Below are 15,524 nucleotides of genomic sequence, written 5' to 3' on the forward strand. Positions count from 1 at the left end.
TTTTCCTTTCTCACTCCGTTCGAGGTCCTCTCGAGCGGAGTTTTCTCTTTTTACTCTTCTCCTCTTCGATTTTGCACTGCACCTACGCTTTGAGTTATTCTAAAATTTAGTTGACGGGTCGTCTTCTTACATTAACCTAAACGCGCTTTATGCCATAAGCGTAATATATCCCTTCTTCAAAAGGAATAACTCCAATGTACAAGAATTTAGCAGACATGTACCTCAAGGCTTCCGAGTCTTTTGGGGACAGACCGGCGTTTTGGTCGAAGGATGAAAATAAAGAATATCAATCGACTAGCTTTAAACAATTAGTAGATCTTGGTCTCTCTTTGTCCGAAGCGTTAATTGATCTAGGTGTGAAGGCCCGCGAGCATATCGGAGTGTTGGCGGATAACCGTTTGGAATGGATCATCGTGGATGCGGGAGTTCTACTCTCCGGTTGTGCAAACGTTCCTAGAGGAACTGATGTAACCGATTCCGAGATGGAATATATCTTAACTCACTCCGAAGCTTCCGTAGTATTCTTAGAGAATGATAAGATGTACGAGAAGTTCGTTAAGAACAAATCCAAATTGAAAGGCGTGGAAACCGTCATCATCATGGATAAGGATAGCAAAACGAAAGCGAAGGGAGTTTTGCATCTTTATGATCTGATTGAAACTGGAAAAGAACTAAGAGCGAAAGGCGGACACAAGACCGAAAAAAGGATCGAAGGTATTAAACCAGATGATCTATTCACTCTGATCTATACTTCCGGAACAACAGGAATGCCAAAAGGTGTGATGCTCATGCATTCTAACATGGTTCACCAGATGGAATATGTTGTTCCTTTGATCTTGAAAAAATCCCTGCTTCGAGACGACGACAGTATGTTGTCTATTCTACCTGTATGGCATATCTTCGAACGAGTGGTAGAATACTCAGCGATCTCTCTAGGAATTTCCACTTTCTATACTAAGGTTGCAGACCTAAGAAACGACCTGGCAAAAGCCAGACCTTCTTTCATGGCTTCCGCTCCAAGGGTTTGGGAAAGTATCTACACAGGGATCTACAACAAGATCAACGATCCTAAGCAGACTCCTCCGGTCCGTAAGTTTTTGTTCAACACCGCGTATCTGTTCTCTAAGAACTTTAACGCAGGGGTTCGTTTCTTAACTGGAAAAGAAGTGGATTACGAGAACCGTAATATCTTTAAATCTTTGGCTTTAGCGATCAAAGCGATTGCTCAGGTGATCGTGTTTGGACCATTCACAGTTTCTTTGATCAGTGCAGTGGGATATTCTTATATCAAGATGTACAAGCCTGAGTTGGCATTTTTAGCGCCAGTTCTACTTACTATCGCGATTTTGGGACTTATCTTTAACTTCAAGACCTTGGATACTATCGTTCTTTCCAAGATCCGCCAAGCAACAGGTGGACGTCTGAGAGGAACCTTATCCGGAGGTGGCGCGTTACAACGTCACGTGGATAATTTCTTCAACGATATCGGGCTTTTAGTATTAGAAGGTTACGGAATGACTGAAAGTGCGCCTGTGATCTCGGTGCGTCACTATGATCATCCGATCATCGGTTCCGTAGGATATATCGTTCCTAAAACTGAACTTCAATTGAGAGACGATCACGGAAACGTGCTAACTCATATCAATGACCAAAGACAAATTCTTGCAGGTAAGTTGGGAGTAAAAGGTATCGTTCATATCAAAGGGCCTCAAGTGATGAAAGGATATTACAAAAATCCTGAAACCACTAAGAAGACCATTGTGGACGGGTGGTTGAACACCGGAGATATCGGGTTCATCAACTTCAAACATACTCTAACCCTTACAGGAAGAGCGAAAGAAACCGTTGTATTGTTAGGTGGAGAAAACGTAGAGCCGGTTCCGATAGAAAACCGTATGGACGAATCTCCTTATATCAAACAATCCATGGTATTCGGTCAGGACCAAAAAGTTCTGGGAGCGATTATCGTTCCTGATCTAGAAGTTCTACAACCTTGGTTGGCTCAGAACGGTATCCAAGCTAAAGATATCAAGGATCTGATCGACAATTCTAAGGTTATCGATTTCTACAAAAAAGAAATCAGAGAATACAATAGCACTAAGCATGGATTCAAATCTTTCGAATTGATCCAACACGTAGTGATCGCTCAAAAACCTTTTGAGATAGGCGACGAATTGACTAACCTACTTAAAATGAAAAGACACGTTATCACTGAGAAATACCAAAAGAGAATCGATAAAGTTTATAAATAAGAACTTAGATTCTAATTGGTGCTGTGTAAAAATCCCTCGGGTTCAACTCCGGGGGATTTTTTTTAATATAACTTATAGATCCTCGGAAAAACTTCTTCTCCCAAAGATAGAACGGCTGGGTCATGCATGGTCAAAATTTTTGTCCCGCTCGAAGATAGAACGGACACATAATCTAAAAATTCTTTATTATTGAAAAGGGAGAAGGTCCCCTCCGAAGGAAGTCCCTGACCCTGCTTGCAAAATTCTACCCAATAACATTCGTCTCCTGTGATCAGGAAATTTTTTCCAGGAGAAACCAGCCATTCCACTGCAATTGAACCTTGGGTATGTCCTCTTGTTAATAAGATCCTGAAATTTTGAAAAACTTCTAAACTGGAATTTATAAATTGGATTTTTCCTGATCTCTCTTTGGCGACAAGTTTAGAGTTTACGGATCGATTCGTTTTCTTAAGGGAATCCCAGTCCTCTGGAGTAACATAAATTTTTGCATTTGGAAAAAGACCCATCCCTCCTGAATGATCCGAATGAAAATGTGTAAGAATGATCTCTCCGATCATTCCAGGTTTGATCCCTGCAGATCCTAAAATTTTTTCCGGAGAGATCCAATTATGGACAGTAATCTCCGGGATAGATCTGGAAGAAGTTCCGCTATCGATCAAAATATAACGTTTTTCTGATTTTATTAGATAGAATAAGAATGCGATCTCAGACTCGCCTTCTTGTTTGTCCGAATTTGTGAGTCGATTCGGGTAGAATGATTTTCCAAGCAGGATCGCATACAATCCGTTCTGCAATTCAGTAGGAGGCACAGAACCGGAAATTTCGGGAATTGGATTTTTGATTTTTGGAGAAGAAGAAGTTCCGCAATAGAATAATAAAGCCGAGACCAGTAGAACGAAAATTTTCAAAATAAGAGCACCGAGGAACCTAGTTTTTCTTGATTTCCTAACTAACTCAACGGATTTTTAGTCTAACCATTAAATCTACGGGGACGAATTAGGTTTCGACTGTTGTAGTTAAGGTGTGGTGGCATGTAGGGGTGAGGGACCTCTTAAAAACCTTCAAAACAATAAACGCTAACAACGAATTAGCACTAGCAGCTTAATCTCTGCTTCGGAAGGATAGCTTACTCTCCCGGTGGCTTTTCTTCTGTTTCAAACGGGGGACTTTTTAGATCGGTTTTCGATTCACGATTTAGAGAGTATTTGGATCGGATAGAAAGGACACGCCTGCTTATGGGCTAAGGCCTTTCGAGATTTAAAACATAAGACAAACATGTAGAGGCCCCATCAAGGCACAATAGGACCCGGGTTCGAACCCCGGCGTCTCCAAGGTTCGATGTTTAGAATGGTTGAGATGGCGCGAGATTTTCTAGCGCCAAACCTTCCTTCATTCTGCTTTAATTTTCAAATTACTTCAAACTATCCAAAAATCCAGCGACCCTTCTTTCATACTCGCTCGGATTTATATCTCGAGCAGAGCCATGTTCTCCTTTTTCCAGAAGCCAAACTTCTTTTGGACCCTTGTAAATATTCGCTAAGTCTTGGCTTTGTTGGAAAGGAACTACCTGATCTTCCTTACTATGAATGAATAAGATAGGTACAGACTTGGCATTTGTTAAAGAACTCGCAGGACTCGGAGTGGTTTCAAATTTTCCTCTGAGCGCTGTAAGTCGGATCAAAAGATAAGAAAACCAAGCCGGAATATCTTTTGGCGCAGCTGGAGATTCTAAGATCAATCTTTCAAAATTATACATTGGATTTTCCGCAATCACTGCGGAAAGTTTAGGCATCTCCGGCAAAGATATCAGAATCGAAGAAGCACCCACGGAACTTCCTAACGCGTAGATAGTATCGTATCTTTCTGAAAGATAATGATACATAGATCCCACATCCCTGGATTCTCTATAGCCGTAACTCAGTCCCGGGATTAAACATTCAGATTCTCCATGACAACCGAAATCAAAACTGAAAACATCCAATCCTCTTTTAAGGAAGAAGTGAATATGTTTTGTCATCTCCCTTCTATCACTTCCCCCTCCGTGCACTAAAAAGACCGCGCCTCTCGATTTACCTTTTCCATTTTCGAAAGTCCCGATTTTCCAAGTGGGAAGATCAAATCCATTAACGGAAGGTATCTTGAGTTCTTCGAATTGGAACTCATTGGACTTTCTCAAATTTCCGCAGGATCTTCCCCAATGTTTTTCGGTTTCAGGGTTGCATACGGAGAAGTTTTGGTTATCTCTCCAGACGGGAAATAATAACTGATTGCTTGCGGACCAAATCCCGAAGCTCATAAATATAGGGATCAATAGAAGAATGGCTGGGATGGACCATAATAAGATACGTTTCATAAAACCTCTTTTGCTATTTTTATATCAAACGAGGTCTTGGAAATTGGACAGCTTGGAGGAATTTTTACTTAGGAAAAACCTTCTTTCCAATCTCTATACCTAACCGAACGTTTTCGTTGAGTAGGTTTGCATTTGTGGTCATTCTTCCTGCAGGAAGGGTTTTTTCCGGAGCTATAATTTCAAAACGGATCCCTTTAGGCGGATCGTTCAGGATTTCCATGGCTCGGTTATAACGACGATATCTTTGTTCTATAAAAGCCTTTCCCATATCCGGAAATTTAGGAAATGCCAGACTTCCCAACAAAGGACTTGTAGGAGTTAATCTGAAATCCATAGGTTTTGTAAGAATGACCGTAATATCCTTATAACCAGCGGACAACACTGCCTCGACTGGGATCGGATCTAAAACTCCACCGTCTGTATATTTTGAATTTTCCAAAAGGCCATATCCTTTGGTTGCGATAGGTAAAGAAGTAGCAGCCCTTAAAAGTGGAAAAAGATTTTGGGAAGTCGCTCTTATATATTCGGGCTCTAAGGTCCTAAAATTACTGACTACGATATAAAAAGGCACCGTCTTTTTTTGTTTCAGAACTTCCGATTTGATCGGCACCTTCTCCTGGAAAATATGATCTATTAGATAATCTTGATCTAATATTCTTTTGCCTCGAAACAGATTCCAAAAAGAGATAAGATGATTTCCTGTTAATTCCTTTCTCCAAATGTCCAAAGCTCTTTCGATATCTTCCGAGGAAGGATTCGGTTCAGTAACATAATACGCGGAAGAACAAGAACCGGAAGAGACTGCAACGATTAGATCAAATTTACTCGGAGGATAATTCGGAGCCATGGATGAAAGTACTCCACCTGCAAAGGAACCTCTCATTCCCCCGCCCTCTATGATCAGAGCCTTGCCTTTTTTCTTTTTAGTAAATTTGGGAATGGATGTCATGAGTAGTAAACTATTTAGAATTATTAGGACGCTTTCTATACCAAAGCCAAACGATGACTACAAGACTGATAAATGCCCCTAAAAATTCTCTTCCGAGTTCTATATAAGGTTTTTCATCGGTCATCTTTGCGGTGATCAGATTTTCGTTCCCCGTTCTTAACCAATCAAAAAAACCATCAATCGTAGCTGCGATCTCAATTGCAGCCATACCGATAACCACATAAAGCAAAGGAAGTTTGTCCTTATCAAAGGCCGCAAGTATGCATGCTAATGAAGAAGTAAAATACAATAGCATCCAATGTAATGGATCAGGATCGTTATACTGAACTACACCTGCAAAAACGAAATAAGCAGCTAAAAGAAAAGAAACTATTTTGAAGATCATGTTTGCCCTATGATTCGGGTATTATCCGGTTTGTTTCCCGTTCTTGCAAATCGGTTTTTACTTGGTTTCTTCTGCAGAAGGTAAACCGTTAAATACCAATTTATAAGCCAGAGTTTCTTCATCGATCCAACTCTGGTGGAATTTCACTCTTTTTACTTTCCAGCCTTTTTCTGTCATCAACTGGCGGATTTGTTTGTCCCTGAATACCGTTTCAGAGAATACAATTTCTCCTCCGTCTGCGATTGCTTGTAACTTAGCTGCAAAGTTCACTGTGTTCCCGAAATAGTCTATATTGCTGTTCAGGTTCACTGCCAAACAAGGTCCTGTGTGTAAACTGATCCGTATCCGAATAGGAGTCTCAGTATTTTCGTCCGAGAAAAATTCTTGGAGTCTCACGGAAGCTTCCACTGCTGCACTAGGAGAAGGGAAGGCTGCCATGACTGCGTCTCCGATCGTTTTGACCACCGCGCCTTGGAATTCTCTAACTACTTTATAAACCTCTACGAAATGGTATCTAACCTCGGAGAATGCACCGGAGTCTCCTTTATTATAATAGAACTTTGTAGAGCCTACAATATCGGTGAATAAGATTGTCTGCATTCCGATATCTAATTGCAGGTCAGTGGAAAGCGCCTCTTGGGAGAATAGATCTCGAAAGTCCTGGAAATTGAATAAGTCTGTAGGTCTAAGACAATCCTGGTCTTCTTTTCTTTCTTCGATCACAAAACCTTTTCGGGAAGAAGAAAGGTTTTCCAAAACGAGCTTAGGATGATCTGCGATCTCTATCTGTTCCGGGATCTCATCCGTTTTCCAAACTAGAGTTTCATTTGGGACTTCTTCTTTTACCTCTAATAGAGAATAATTTTTTTCTCCGTTTACTCTGAGCCTATAAACTCCGGGAGAAAGTAGAAGTTTGGAATTGTATGTTTCTCCCGAATCCAAGTATTTTTGGAATCGGATATGGCTTTTGGTGGCTGGTTCCGCGGCACAGAACATTCTTTTTTGCACTTCTCGGATAGAAGGATGTACATGGAATGTGATCTCGATAGAATTCAACTGATTTGCTTCGAATTGAATCTCGCAAACTTCACAGGTATCTTTTGTAGGAAGATCTCCTAAATGTTGCGCTTCTGTTCTGACGCCTCTGCAATGTGGGCACACTACGTCCCAACTCATTGTGAATAATCCTAGTCTGCATCCGTGTAAAAAAACGAGCAGCAAATCTTTTTCAGGGATTTTCCAAGCCTTGGATAATGCTTTTATTCTGATCCTGTACAGATCAGATTCGTCCGCGTCCAAGATATAATTTAAAACTTTATCAACTAGTTCTCTGGATTGTCCTTCTCTGATATATCCGACTCGGATCTGTTGCATCCTCGCAGGGAAAACCGGATTCTTTTCCGATTTTGATTCTTTGATTATGCTTAACGCGCTTGGTCCTAACCAGCTATAAGCTCTGGTTTTGATTACATCTTCTACTACACCCTTTAATCCTTTTATGTAGGATTTTTCGAGTTGGACCATTCCGAACTTTAAAAGAGTTTTTCCAAGCCAACCTTTGGGGATCCATCCGAAGTATACGAATAGTCTGGTGGAACTTTCCCCTAATGGATAAACAAGGTATCTAACTCTTACGTAATGGGCGAACCCTTTAGAATAGATCCGTGCATTGTTGAGTTGTTTGCAATATTCCCATTCCCAGGGAACTTCTTCCCATTCCGAAGGGATGCCTGCGTTTTTGGACTTTCCGAAAAGTCGTCCGTTAATCTCCTGAAATTTCATTTCAGGAATGTCTATTCGTTTATTAAAAGAAGAAGTATCTATCAGCCAAGGCCAGATCTCTTGGGGAGAAACATCCAAGTCGAATTTCCAAAGCTTTTCAATGGGCTCTCCTAAAGAGGTCCATTTTTCCTCCCAAGGAAATTTTTCCAAGTAGGTCTGAAGGTCCAAGGTATTCGGATCCAACATATCGGTATCATCGATGGAATCGATCGTTTGCATTGGTCTCTCCGGAGAGGTTGCTAGGGAATAGAAAAAAATTCCTTCTTCTCTTAGATTATCTTTTCGGCAGTTTTGCAAAAAGAAAAGTGGAATAACCTTATGGGTCAAGATTTCATTTTTTCTGAATTTGGTGCCAAATTCCGTAACCAGACGGGGATTGGCCAATTGATGGAGGACCTAGGTAATCTTTCTCCCGGAGTCTCTATGTTGGGAGGGGGGAGTCCGGCTTTAATCCCAGAGGTGGAAGAAGTTTGGAAAAAGATCCTAAGCCAATTCTCCGAGTCAGGTGCATGGGACTCCATCCTGGGAAAGTATGAAACTCCAACCGGCAAAGAAGAAACATTAGAAATACTTGCTTCCTTATTAAGCTCTGAAACCGGAACTTCAATTTCCAAAAATCAGATCGCGATCACAAACGGTTCTCAAAATGCGTTTTATCTTTTACTAAATTTTTATTCGGGAAGATTCGAAGACGGAAGTTTCAAAAAAATATTCTTACCTGTTTTACCTGAATACATTGGATACTTGGATCAACCCATAGGTCCTGATTCGTTTTCTTATTCCTTAGGCAAAGAAATTCCTATCGGAGAGGATGGATTTCGTTACGAGTTGGACCCTTCTTCTTTTGATAGTATAAAGGAAGACCTTGGATGTGTGGTCATGTCCCGTCCCACAAATCCCACCGGGAGAGTTGCAAAAAAAGAAGAATTGGAACAAGTCCTTAAGTTTGCAAGAGGCAGAAAGATCCCTTTCTTGTTAGATAACGCATACGGATTTCCTTTTCCCGGGATCGTTTTTTCGGAAGAGAAACTTTTTCATTCGGAAGGAATGATCCAAAGTTTCAGTTTTTCTAAAATAGGCCTGCCTGGGGTCAGGACAGGTTTTGTTTTAGGAAATCCGGAAATTATAAAAGCATTAAATAAAGCGAATGCAGTTCTGAACTTGGCCGGAGGAAATCTGGGACAATATATTGCTCTGGAATTTGTAAGATCCGGAGAATGGCTTAAGCTTTCTCGAGACATAGTAAAACCTTATTATCTCAAAAAAAGAGACCTTGCTATTTCTTCTATCCGAAGAGAATGGAAAGGAAAATTGAATTATAAGATCCATGAAAGTGAGGGAGCCTTTTTTCTTTGGGTCCAATTTGTCGGACTTCGCAAAAAAATATCTGAAATTTATCCCCTATTGAAAGAAAAAGGGGTCATTATCGTACCAGGGAAATATTTCTATCCGGTTACACAAAGCGTAGATAGTTACGGTGAAGATTCTGTTCGGATCAGTTTTGCGAGAGAAGATTCGGAAATCCAAGAAGGAATACGAAAAATAGGCGAAATTCTAAGTACATATACGGATTGATCCGATCTAATTTCAGCTGATACAGAGCGGAATAAAATTGTTTCATTCTCTCTTTCTGTTAGAGATCTTGGTCTGAAGGAAACGATAGAAAATTTCCTAACTCGGATTGTTGTTCCGGTACGGTGCAAAACATGGAAACGTTGGAGCAGGAAATATCCTTCGAGGAGCTAGCTTCCAATCAAAACAAGGCCCCCGATCTGGAGGCCCTGGCACCGGATTATATCTTCTTAAACGATGGAGCTGTGGGGCTTTCTGCAACCGCCCGTTGTATCCTAGACGAACTTAGGGATTGGCATAAGAAGACAGAAAAACACGGCTCTAAAAGTGTTCATCCATCCTATCTTCTTACCCTGGATAAACTAGGGGAACTTTTAAACAAATACAGGAACTTAAGCGAACAAGCAAAGTCTCCTCCTTCTGTAGATATGGCTCTTCGCCAATTGATGGATATTGAAAAAAGAGGAAGGAACAAATCCGCTCTGATCTATCCATTCTTAGTCCGAAATGGGAACAAAGTTTTGGCTAGGATCTCAATCGCTTCTCCTCAAAAAGAAGCTAAGACTGATGTCACTCCTTTCAGAAAAGCATGTTTTTCTTTTTCAGAAGAAACAATCGATCTCATATTAAACAATAGAGCAAAAAAGCCAAGAGCTTTGGAAGAAGATCGCCCAGGTGCGATGCTTCTTCATAAAAACAAGAGCGGACAGATATGGTTATATCCTAAACTTGCTTCTATACAATCAGAGATGGCAAGTCTTCTTAGGAGAGGGTTTCAACCTTATAGCTATATTCCAATGAATGATTTCCTCGCGGACTTTGCAAATTACGCAAAGAACAAGGGAGCAGTAGTCGAAATCCTTCCGGATTATCATTTGATCTTGGATGATTTACAACTCAATCCGGATGGAACATATGTAAACCAACCTGAAGTAATCGCACATTATAGAGCTCAAAGTGATGCTTTAGAAGTTTTTGCTCTTACTTATCTAAAACAACTTGCAGAAAGAGCAGGTTACAATCTGTTCCGAGCACGTATCCAAGATTTTGAAACTCTGCACGGAAACGCAGAGCCTGGCAAAAAGCAAAATAGCGAAAAAGTAGAAGCACTTATTCAGCTTATAGAAGATTTTCCTTTCGATAAAGAGAAAGATGATCTTGGAAAAAAAGTCGCGGAGACCTGCCAACAATCCATTCGTGTCATCCGAAAATTGATCCAAGAAAAAGCTCTATTGAGTGAAAGAAAGATAGAAGGTGCCTTCAAAAGTTTGAAGAACCGCCTGAATATCCAGGCCAAGGAACATTCTCAAAACAATCTGACTCTTTATAGATTCGTGCCTGAAAAACGTTTGGATGCTGTAGGTATAAGTGATCCTGAACTTGTTTCCAAATATACAAATGAGATCATTGCGGATCTAAAAACCAAATTTGGCCTGAAAGAGGTCAAGAGGGAAGACGGAACTACTGAAGTATACGTGGTCGATCCTGGTTATATGGCTGCAGTTTTGCATAAGTTAACTGCTGACGCCAAGCTAAGTCCAGTCGCAGAAAAAGAACTTAATATAGCAAAAGAGATCAATGCCTCCTTGATCAGTTCTAAGAACCCTGCCTTAAATTCCATGCTCAAATCGGATTACGTAGTAAAACTACAGCAAGACGCAGCTCTCATGGAGAGAGAGGTAGAGGATCGCCAGAAAAGTGAAGCACTTGCTAAGAAGGTAAATCTTTCCATGGGACTTCTGGGTTTTGTTGGAACAATGTTATTCTTCTTAATCGCGAGCGTTCATTTTAATGCCGCGGGTGTGATCTTAGTTGGACTTCCTGTTGCGTTAGTGATTGGCGGACTACTTGCAGTATTCTTCAGAGATAAAGATAAATCAGATATTGGTCCTGGTGGAGTTCCTAAATCTTCCGGAGGAGGAGGCGGATTTGCAGCGAGCTATTCCGGAATTTCTACAGTAAGCGATTATTATCCAAGCTCCGATGACGACGATGCAGACGAACATTTCGGAAAGGCGGAAAGCCCTAAAGAAAAGAAAGTAAGTCTGATCGCAAAAGGTGCGGAACGTTTTGTGTTCCCGAATAGGTTCACTAAGATCCAGGATAAGATCCATGATTCTAAATCCCTTCGCAAAAAGATCTGGGATAATATAGACAATATTCGCCAATCGGTAGCTCATCTTAGGACTGAATCAGACGATGATAAAGTAGCATCTACTGTCGAATATGCACTTTTACAAAATTCAGCTACGATTGCGATACCGGATGAGATCGTTCCGGTCGGAATGCCAAGCACTATCATTCTAAGCCATTCAGACTTAAAGGCTCCTTTGATCCGAGATCAAATCTCCGAATTCTTAAGGAACGAAGCCCAAAAGAAAAAGTACGATAAAAAACTCGTGAAATATTATACTTTCTTAATTAATACGATAGAAGTGGAATATTATAAATATCTTCCAAGTCGTAAAAAGAAATAGGGAATAACCATGCCCGAACTTCCGGATCTGGTAGTCATTCGAGAACGTCTTTTAAAAGAACTTCCAGGTGAGATAATCCAAGAGATAGAGATATTAGATCCTCTTGTGGTCCGTAATCTTAGCGGTGGAAAATCAGAAACTTCGTTTATAGGTTCTACCTTTGAAAGTTTGGAGAGGACCGGACCGTTTCTGAATTTTAAATTCGGTCCAAGAAACATCATTATCCATCCGATGCTCGCGGGGAAATTTTCTTTAGATCCAAAGTATAAGAAGAAGGATCTAGCAGTCCGGATCAAATTCCAAAATAAGATCCTGAATTATGCGGACGATGTGCATATGGGAAAGGTATATTTTACAGAGCCTGAATACTTCTCCCAGATCCCAAAGTTTACCGACCAAGGAGTGGACCTTCTTTCCGAAAACTTTACCCAGGAAGAATTTTTAAAAAGAATGGAGAAGAATCGTCAGCAAACCCGAGTCTTTCTCATGGATCAGACCAAACTCAGCGCATTAGGAAATGCATATGCTGACGAGATTCTTTTTGATTCTAAGATCCATCCTAAAACTCCATGCAATAAACTTTCGGAAGAAGAAAAGATCCAACTATATCAGAGTATCAAATCTGTCTTAAAAGATTCTATAGATTATATCCGTAAGAAACAGGCGCCTTTGGATTTTAAGGTCCGAGATCATGTAAAGGTCCGGAATCGAAAGAATGAACCCTGTCCCCGCTGCGGAACCACGATCCGTAGGGCAAACGTTTTGGGTCACGATTCCTTCTTCTGTCCCAATTGCCAGAGAGTGCCTGGAGAACAATTCATCGATTGGAATAAAACCCTCTGAACTTGAAATAAATCGCGCTTGACAGTACAAGCAAATTTTTCAAACTGTCCTTAGATTCTCGGTGATTATAGAGAGAGGGTCACACCCGTTCCCATCCCGAACACGGAAGTTAAGCCTCTCATCGCTGATGGTACTGCATGGTTCGCTGTGTGGGAGAGTAGGACGTTGCCGGGTTGCCATTATTTATTCCATTATATTTTATAGTGAAAATCCGCCAAAGAAACGGATTGACCCTTGGTTCTCCGGAAAAAATGTAAACCGGTAAGACTTACCCAGGGTCTTAAAACGCAATCTTAGAGATACAGGGAACCATATGAGAAGAACATACCAACCCAGCCGGATTAAACGTGCCCGTACCCACGGATTCCGCGCCAGAATGGCGACTGCCGGCGGAAGAAAAGTACTTTCCCGCAGAAGAGCTAAAGGCCGTTACAAGTTGACCGTTTCTGACGAAAGAACTGGTAAAAAATTCTAACGAACCCATATAGAAGAGACACTTACATCCAAGAAGGACATCCGGGAACTTTTTGCTTCCGGAAAACGGGTAACCAATCCTCCTCTCACGGTGATTTATCGGGGAAACGGCCTGGAAAATAACAGGTACTTATACTGCCCTGAACGTTCGGTCGGAAAGGCCGTTCGCAGAAACCGGATACGGAGAAGATTAAGAGCCGCCGTGGCCGAAACGGCAGGCTTTTTTCCAAAGGGATTCGATATCGCGATACTTGCGAAACCGGGCCTATTCGAAAAAGATCATACCGAACTTCTGGCTTGTTTGGGTCTACTCGCTCGTAGATTAAAATGAACCGACTCGCCATCTTTCTGATCCGATTTTATAAACGTTGGATCTCACCTATTCTTCCGCCTTCTTGCAGATTTCACCCTAGCTGTTCCGAGTATGCAATGCAGGCCTTCCAAGAATACGATTTCTTGTCGGCGACTTATCTAAGTACAAAACGCATTTTAAAATGTAATCCCCTATTCGCTGCAGGCGATGACCCTTTACCACCCAACCCTAGAAGGAATTAGGAATGGAAGATAGACAAAACAGACTTTTTCTCGCGTTAATTTTATCCATGGGAGTATGGTTCTTAGTAACCTATTACTTCAACCCAGAATCAGGAAAACCGAAACAGCAACAGAAGACTGAACAAACTCCTGTTTCTGAAAATAAGGAAAACGTAAAACAGGAAACTAAGGTCGAACCTAAACCTGTTGCTGTAACGGCTACGAGTCCTAAAGATGTAAAAACTTTTACCTTCAAAACGGAAGCACATATTGTTGTTCTTTCCAGCTTGGGGGGAAGGGTCGAAAAATTCTATATCCGAAATTATAAGAATGTAGAAGGTACCGAGATCAATATCACCAGAGCGGACTTCCAAGAGATTGAAGTCGAAGGTGAGAAGATCAAGGCGATCGAACTTTCCAGAGGAAAAGGTTTCGACTTCAACTTCTCTCATAGAAAAGAAGATGTAGCCACTTCAGAATGGAACCATCTGAATTTTAAAGCGGAAGAAAATAAAGAAGATCAAAGCATTACTTTCACTGCTATCGACAAAGGCGTTCTTCTTAAAAAAGTTTTTAGATTCTTCCCTCACGAAAATTATTTTAAAACAGAGATCTCGATCACCAATCTCGGAAAAGAAAAACTCTATTTCGGAGATCGTGATAAGCCGGCTTACTTAAGAACTTTTGGAAGTTTAGGGCCTCTTCCTTTAAACAGAGAGGCGAACACTCAGGAATTATCCAAATTTTTCCGTGTGTATAGAATGGACGGAAGCGAGAAGGACTTCGCTGACGGCGGGGACGCTTGGGGATTCTGGGAAGGGATCCGTAACTTCTTCTTAGGACATCCGAATGGAAACGAATTCTATAAGGAAGTTTGGAGCAGCGGAGAAGGTGTGGATTATATCGGTTCCGGTAGCCGTTACTTCTTGGCAGCAGCAGACACTTTAAATCATCCTGCAGAAGGAATTCTTTTAGATAACAGAAAGAAAAATGAAACAGGAACTATCTTAGCATATTCATCTATCATCATAGATCCCGGAAAAGAAGAAACTCTAGAATTCGCAAACTATGTTGGGATTAGAGAATGGGACGGGATGTTATTCAGAGATCCTAAACTGGATCCGTTTAAAAATCCTAAGTCCACTTTTGCAGGTTTAAGCGCTGACCTGAACAAATCTTTCAACCAAGGTATCTTCACTCCGATCCGGAACGGTATCGTTTGGTTCTTACAACAATCTTATAAGTATACGATCCCAAGTTACGGTTTCGGTATTCTACTCTTTGCATTGGTATTCAAGTTAGTCTTCTATCCTCTTAACCAAAAACAGGCAGAGGCAATGAAGAAGATGAGCGCACTTTCTCCTGAGCTTAAAAAGTTAAACGAGAAGTATGCTAACGATCCTGCAAAAAAACAAGAGAAGATGTTGGAATTATACAAAAAGCATAATATGAATCCACTCTCTCAGTTGGGCGGATGTCTTCCTATGCTGATCCAACTTCCTATCTTCTTCGCATTGTATGTTGCATTTGCGGATACGATCGATCTTTGGAAGTCTCCTTTCCTTTGGATCTCGGACTTGAGCGAGCCTGATTTTATCTGGACTTCTCCTGCGATCCCTTATCTTGCAGCAGGCGGACTTTCTATTAACTTATTGGTATTATTGATGGTCGGAACTCAGTTCCTTTCTATGAAGCTGACCTCAGTGCAGACTGACCCGAACCAAAAAATGATGATGTATTTAATGCCTGTTATGATGGTGTTCTTCCTCTGGAGTATGCCGTCCGGACTGACATTGTATTGGACAGTGACTAACGTCCTTTCCATTGCTCAACAGTGGGTAACCAATATTCGTAAAAAAGACGAAACCCCTGTAAAAGTGTGAATTCATATATCGAGGATACG

Annotated in this window: 13 protein-coding genes, 1 rRNA gene and 1 other RNA gene; 10 read left to right on the plus strand and 5 right to left on the minus strand. The window is 41.1% G+C overall.

Features of this window, described 5'->3' with window-relative positions; all coding sequences use genetic code 11:
* Window positions 1-194 precede the first annotated feature (194 nt).
* On the plus strand, window positions 195-2,252 hold the full coding sequence (locus LPTSP_RS14590; RefSeq protein ID WP_108929416.1) for an AMP-dependent synthetase/ligase: 2,058 nt from the start codon (window positions 195-197) through the stop codon (window positions 2,250-2,252).
* A 62-nt stretch (window positions 2,253-2,314) separates the two neighbouring features.
* Here the strand turns inward: LPTSP_RS14590 and LPTSP_RS14595 are convergent, their stop codons facing one another.
* Window positions 2,315-3,160: an MBL fold metallo-hydrolase gene (locus tag LPTSP_RS14595; RefSeq protein ID WP_108929417.1), complete on the minus strand. Its 846-nt coding sequence runs from the start codon at window positions 3,158-3,160 to the stop codon at window positions 2,315-2,317.
* A gap of 79 nt (window positions 3,161-3,239) precedes the next feature.
* Between LPTSP_RS14595 and ssrA the strand changes: the two genes are divergently transcribed.
* Window positions 3,240-3,584: a transfer-messenger RNA gene (gene ssrA / locus LPTSP_RS14600) on the plus strand.
* 79 nt (window positions 3,585-3,663) lie between these two features.
* On the opposite strand, the gene LPTSP_RS14605 is transcribed toward ssrA, so the two are convergent.
* The 4 genes from LPTSP_RS14605 to LPTSP_RS14620 all read right to left on the minus strand — a co-directional run bounded on the left by LPTSP_RS14605 (window position 3,664) and on the right by LPTSP_RS14620 (window position 7,940).
* Window positions 3,664-4,605, minus strand: coding sequence for an alpha/beta hydrolase (locus LPTSP_RS14605; RefSeq protein ID WP_108929418.1), 942 nt, complete (start codon window positions 4,603-4,605; stop codon window positions 3,664-3,666).
* Window positions 4,606-4,669: 64 nt separating this feature from the next.
* The gene (locus LPTSP_RS14610; protein ID WP_108929419.1) at window positions 4,670-5,554 is read right to left on the minus strand and encodes a patatin-like phospholipase family protein; all 885 of its coding nucleotides are present in this window, start codon (window positions 5,552-5,554) and stop codon (window positions 4,670-4,672) included.
* A gap of 10 nt (window positions 5,555-5,564) precedes the next feature.
* On the minus strand, window positions 5,565-5,939 hold the full coding sequence (locus tag LPTSP_RS14615; protein ID WP_108929420.1) for a transmembrane 220 family protein: 375 nt from the start codon (window positions 5,937-5,939) through the stop codon (window positions 5,565-5,567).
* A 57-nt stretch (window positions 5,940-5,996) separates the two neighbouring features.
* Complete coding sequence (locus tag LPTSP_RS14620; RefSeq protein WP_108929421.1) at window positions 5,997-7,940, minus strand: adenylate/guanylate cyclase domain-containing protein; 1,944 nt, start codon at window positions 7,938-7,940, stop codon at window positions 5,997-5,999.
* 99 nt (window positions 7,941-8,039) lie between these two features.
* On the opposite strand from LPTSP_RS14620, the gene LPTSP_RS14625 reads away from it, so the two are divergent.
* From LPTSP_RS14625 to yidC, 8 genes are all read left to right on the plus strand, one after another.
* Entirely contained in the window at window positions 8,040-9,296 is a 1,257-nt protein-coding gene (locus LPTSP_RS14625) for a pyridoxal phosphate-dependent aminotransferase (protein ID WP_108929422.1), read from the plus strand.
* 131 nt (window positions 9,297-9,427) lie between these two features.
* Window positions 9,428-11,770, plus strand: a complete 2,343-nt coding sequence (locus LPTSP_RS14630) for a hypothetical protein (protein WP_108929423.1) — start codon at window positions 9,428-9,430, stop codon at window positions 11,768-11,770.
* A 9-nt stretch (window positions 11,771-11,779) separates the two neighbouring features.
* Window positions 11,780-12,613, plus strand: a complete 834-nt coding sequence (locus LPTSP_RS14635) for an Fpg/Nei family DNA glycosylase (protein WP_108929424.1) — start codon at window positions 11,780-11,782, stop codon at window positions 12,611-12,613.
* Between the two features lie 57 nt (window positions 12,614-12,670).
* Window positions 12,671-12,787, plus strand: a 5S ribosomal RNA gene (rrf, locus tag LPTSP_RS14640).
* 139 nt (window positions 12,788-12,926) lie between these two features.
* Window positions 12,927-13,088 carry a 50S ribosomal protein L34 gene (gene rpmH / locus LPTSP_RS14645; RefSeq protein WP_020769764.1) on the plus strand — a complete coding sequence of 54 codons (162 nt, stop codon included), beginning with the start codon at window positions 12,927-12,929 and terminating at the stop codon, window positions 13,086-13,088.
* Window positions 13,089-13,097: 9 nt separating this feature from the next.
* Entirely contained in the window at window positions 13,098-13,418 is a 321-nt protein-coding gene (rnpA, locus tag LPTSP_RS14650) for a ribonuclease P protein component (RefSeq protein WP_108929425.1), read from the plus strand.
* Entirely contained in the window at window positions 13,415-13,642 is a 228-nt protein-coding gene (gene yidD / locus LPTSP_RS14655) for a membrane protein insertion efficiency factor YidD (RefSeq protein ID WP_020769645.1), read from the plus strand. Before rnpA ends, yidD begins: the two co-directional genes overlap by 4 nt.
* A 2-nt stretch (window positions 13,643-13,644) precedes the next feature.
* Complete coding sequence (yidC, locus tag LPTSP_RS14660) at window positions 13,645-15,504, plus strand: membrane protein insertase YidC (RefSeq protein ID WP_108929426.1); 1,860 nt, start codon at window positions 13,645-13,647, stop codon at window positions 15,502-15,504.
* The last annotated feature ends 20 nt before the right edge of the window (window positions 15,505-15,524 follow it).

It is taken from the genome of Leptospira johnsonii (genome assembly GCF_003112675.1).
GTDB lineage: Bacteria > Spirochaetota > Leptospiria > Leptospirales > Leptospiraceae > Leptospira_B > Leptospira_B johnsonii.

Coding starts and splice junctions, on each gene's coding strand:
- LPTSP_RS14590 (WP_108929416.1), top strand. CDS start 195: ATGTACAAGAATTTAGCAGACATGTACCTCAAGGCTTCCGAGTCTTTT.
- LPTSP_RS14605 (WP_108929418.1), bottom strand. CDS start 4,605: ATGAAACGTATCTTATTATGGTCCATCCCAGCCATTCTTCTATTGATC.
- LPTSP_RS14610 (WP_108929419.1), bottom strand. CDS start 5,554: ATGACATCCATTCCCAAATTTACTAAAAAGAAAAAAGGCAAGGCTCTG.
- LPTSP_RS14615 (WP_108929420.1), bottom strand. CDS start 5,939: ATGATCTTCAAAATAGTTTCTTTTCTTTTAGCTGCTTATTTCGTTTTT.
- LPTSP_RS14620 (WP_108929421.1), bottom strand. CDS start 7,940: ATGCAAACGATCGATTCCATCGATGATACCGATATGTTGGATCCGAAT.
- LPTSP_RS14625 (WP_108929422.1), top strand. CDS start 8,040: ATGGGTCAAGATTTCATTTTTTCTGAATTTGGTGCCAAATTCCGTAAC.
- LPTSP_RS14630 (WP_108929423.1), top strand. CDS start 9,428: ATGGAAACGTTGGAGCAGGAAATATCCTTCGAGGAGCTAGCTTCCAAT.
- LPTSP_RS14635 (WP_108929424.1), top strand. CDS start 11,780: ATGCCCGAACTTCCGGATCTGGTAGTCATTCGAGAACGTCTTTTAAAA.
- rpmH (WP_020769764.1), top strand. CDS start 12,927: ATGAGAAGAACATACCAACCCAGCCGGATTAAACGTGCCCGTACCCAC.
- yidD (WP_020769645.1), top strand. CDS start 13,415: ATGAACCGACTCGCCATCTTTCTGATCCGATTTTATAAACGTTGGATC.
- yidC (WP_108929426.1), top strand. CDS start 13,645: ATGGAAGATAGACAAAACAGACTTTTTCTCGCGTTAATTTTATCCATG.